The organism is Streptomyces roseoverticillatus (assembly GCF_000719265.1).
Taxonomy (GTDB): domain Bacteria; phylum Actinomycetota; class Actinomycetes; order Streptomycetales; family Streptomycetaceae; genus Streptomyces; species Streptomyces roseoverticillatus.
Map to the genome: position 1 here is coordinate 1 of NZ_JOFL01000060.1, position 2,611 is coordinate 2,611.

Annotated in this window: 5 protein-coding genes; 2 read left to right on the forward strand and 3 right to left on the reverse strand. The window is 70.2% G+C overall.

What is annotated here, in order from left to right:
• On the forward strand, positions 1-997 hold a 997-nt coding region (locus IF61_RS0131770), incomplete at its 5' end, for an acyl-CoA carboxylase subunit beta (RefSeq protein ID WP_030370013.1).
• An 11-nt stretch (positions 998-1,008) separates the two neighbouring features.
• Positions 1,009-1,203, forward strand: a complete 195-nt coding sequence (locus IF61_RS0131775; protein WP_030370014.1) for an acyl-CoA carboxylase subunit epsilon — start codon at positions 1,009-1,011, stop codon at positions 1,201-1,203.
• A gap of 201 nt (positions 1,204-1,404) precedes the next feature.
• Here IF61_RS0131775 and IF61_RS0131780 read toward each other — a convergent pair whose 3' ends face one another.
• From IF61_RS0131780 to IF61_RS0131790, 3 genes are all read right to left on the reverse strand, one after another.
• The gene (locus IF61_RS0131780) at positions 1,405-1,851 is read right to left on the reverse strand and encodes a GTP-binding protein (protein ID WP_030370015.1); all 447 of its coding nucleotides are present in this window, start codon (positions 1,849-1,851) and stop codon (positions 1,405-1,407) included.
• Entirely contained in the window at positions 1,832-2,356 is a 525-nt protein-coding gene (locus tag IF61_RS34945) for a DUF742 domain-containing protein (RefSeq protein WP_078660667.1), read from the reverse strand. The genes IF61_RS0131780 and IF61_RS34945 overlap by 20 nt, the downstream gene beginning before the upstream one ends.
• A gap of 83 nt (positions 2,357-2,439) precedes the next feature.
• On the reverse strand, positions 2,440-2,611 hold a 172-nt coding region (locus IF61_RS0131790), incomplete at its 5' end, for a roadblock/LC7 domain-containing protein (RefSeq protein WP_030370002.1).

Here is a 2,611-nt window from a genome sequence, read left to right on the forward strand (position 1 = left end):
GGTCCGCGAGACCTCGCAGATGTTCATCACCGGCCCCGACGTCGTCCGCGCCGTCACCGGCGAGGAGATCACCCAGAACGGCCTCGGCGGCGCCGACGTGCACGCGGAGACCTCGGGCGTGGCGCACTTCGCCTACGACGACGAGGAGACCTGCCTGGAGGAGGTCCGCTACCTCCTCTCGCTGCTGCCGCAGAACAACCGGGAGAACCCGCCGCGCGTCGCGAGCGAGGACCCGGCCGACCGGCTGGGCGAGGCCCTGCTCGACCTGGTGCCCGCCGACGGCAACCGCCCGTACGACATGCGCAAGGTCATCGAGGAGATCGTCGACGACGGCGAGCACCTCGAGGTCCACGAGCGCTGGGCCACCAACATCATCTGCTCGCTCGGCCGACTGGACGGCCAGGTCGTCGGCATCGTCGCCAACCAGCCGCAGTCGCTGGCCGGCGTGCTCGACATCGAGGCGAGTGAAAAGGCTGCGCGCTTCATCCAGATGTGCGACGCTTTCAATATTCCGATCATCACTCTTCTGGACGTCCCGGGCTTCCTCCCCGGCGTCGACCAGGAGCACGGCGGGATCATCCGCCACGGCGCGAAGCTGCTCTACGCGTACTGCAACGCGACCGTGCCGCGGATCTCGGTCATCCTGCGCAAGGCCTACGGCGGCGCCTACATCGTCATGGACTCCCAGTCGATCGGCGCGGACCTGACCTACGCCTGGCCGACGAACGAGATCGCCGTGATGGGCGCCGAGGGCGCGGCCAACGTGATCTTCCGCAAGCAGATCGCCGAGGCGGACGACCCCGAGGCGATGCGGGCACGCATGGTCAAGGAGTACAAGGCCGAGCTGATGCACCCGTACTACGCCGCCGAGCGCGGGCTGATCGACGACGTGATCGACCCGGTCGACACCCGTCAGGTGCTGATCCGCGCCCTGGCGATGCTCGCCTCGAAGCACGCCGACCTGCCCTCCCGCAAGCACGGCAACCCGCCCCAGTAAGGGAGAAACGCATGACCGACACGCTCGTCCGCGTGGAGAAGGGCACGGCCGACGCCGAAGAGGTCGCGGCCGTCACCGCCGTTCTCCTCGCCCGCGCCGCCGCCACGAACGACACGGCGCCGCCCCGCCCCCGCCGCACCACGGCCGCCTGGCGCCGCCTGGAGCGCTCGCCGGGCTTCCGGGCGCCGCACAGCTGGCAGGGCTGAGAACCGAAGAACGCGTGAGGGCCCGGGGCACTGCCCCGGGCCCTCACGCGTGGCCTCGTGCCGGCGTGGCCTCGTGCCCGCACGGGGCCGGGCCCCATGCCGCGGCCGCGCCGCCCGCAACGCAGAAGGTCCCCGCACACTCCACGAGGAGCGCGGGGACCTTTCTGCGTCGATGGGGCCGGCGTCGGTGCGGCCGGGACCTCACCGCAGGCGCGCCATCAGGGCGTGCTCCACCAGGGTGATCAGGGCGCTCTTCGCCTCGTTGCGGTGGCGGGCGTCGGTCGTGATGATCGGCGCGTCGGGGCCGATCTGCAGCGCCTCGCGGACCTCGTCCGGCGTGTAGGGCTGGTGACCGTCGAAGCCGTTGAGGGCGATGACGAAGGGCAGGCCGCTGTTCTCGAAGTAGTCGACCGCGGGGAAGCAGTCGGCGAGTCGGCGGGTGTCGACCAGGACGACGGCGCCGATGGCGCGGGTGAGGTCGTCGATGCCCGCCGAGGCGGACGTCATGACGGCTTCGGTCCGCAGCGGGTTGATCTCCGAGACCGCACCGACGAACGTGGTCTTGCCCACGCCGAAACCGCCTGCCACCACGATCTTCGCGGAGGTGGTGGAGCGGGCTGCCTCGCCGCTAGAGGTTCCGAAGTCCACTGAGCACCCTTTCGAGCAGTGTCACGTCAGGCTGGCCGCCGGCGGACTCGTCGCCGCCGGGCTGATGGATGGCGACGAGCCCGGCCTCCGCCAAGTCGGCGACGAGGATTCGGGCGACGCCGAGGGGAATGGTGAGAAGTGCCGAGATCTCGGCGACCGACTTGATCTCGGTGCACAGGTGGCAGATGCGCTGGTGTTCCGGCAACTGCCCGTGAAGCTGGGCCGGCTGGGCCGTGGTGTGCACCAGCGCCTCGATGGCGAGCTGGTACCGCGGCCGGGTCCGGCCACCGGTCATCGCGTAGGGGCGGACCAGCGGATTGTTCCGCTTGCCGCCGGAGGGGGACTGCGACGCCCTGCGATGCTGGGGCGCCTGTGGTACTTGCGGCGGCCGTGATGGCTCCGCCTGCGCACGCGGGCTTGGTGCGGAGGGGAAGTTGAAGCGGTTCAGCGGAGGCTGAGCCTGCTGATCATTGCCATACGGGTAACCGCCGGGGGGCGTTGCCACGTCTCCTCCTCAACGTGCCTGTCTGCTGCTGGTCGCGCCACCGCACCCTATGGCGCGGTGGCGCGAAACGCACTGCCTCTTTGCTAGTTGAGAAGGCTCCCCTGCAGTTCGGCGCGGAGGTCCGGGGTGAGGACGTTGCCCGCGCGGTCGACAAGCAGGGCCATCTCGTAGCCGACGAGGCCGATGTCGCACTCGGGGTGTGCCAGCACGGCCAGCGAGGATCCGTCGGAGACGGACATGATGAAGAGGAAGCCG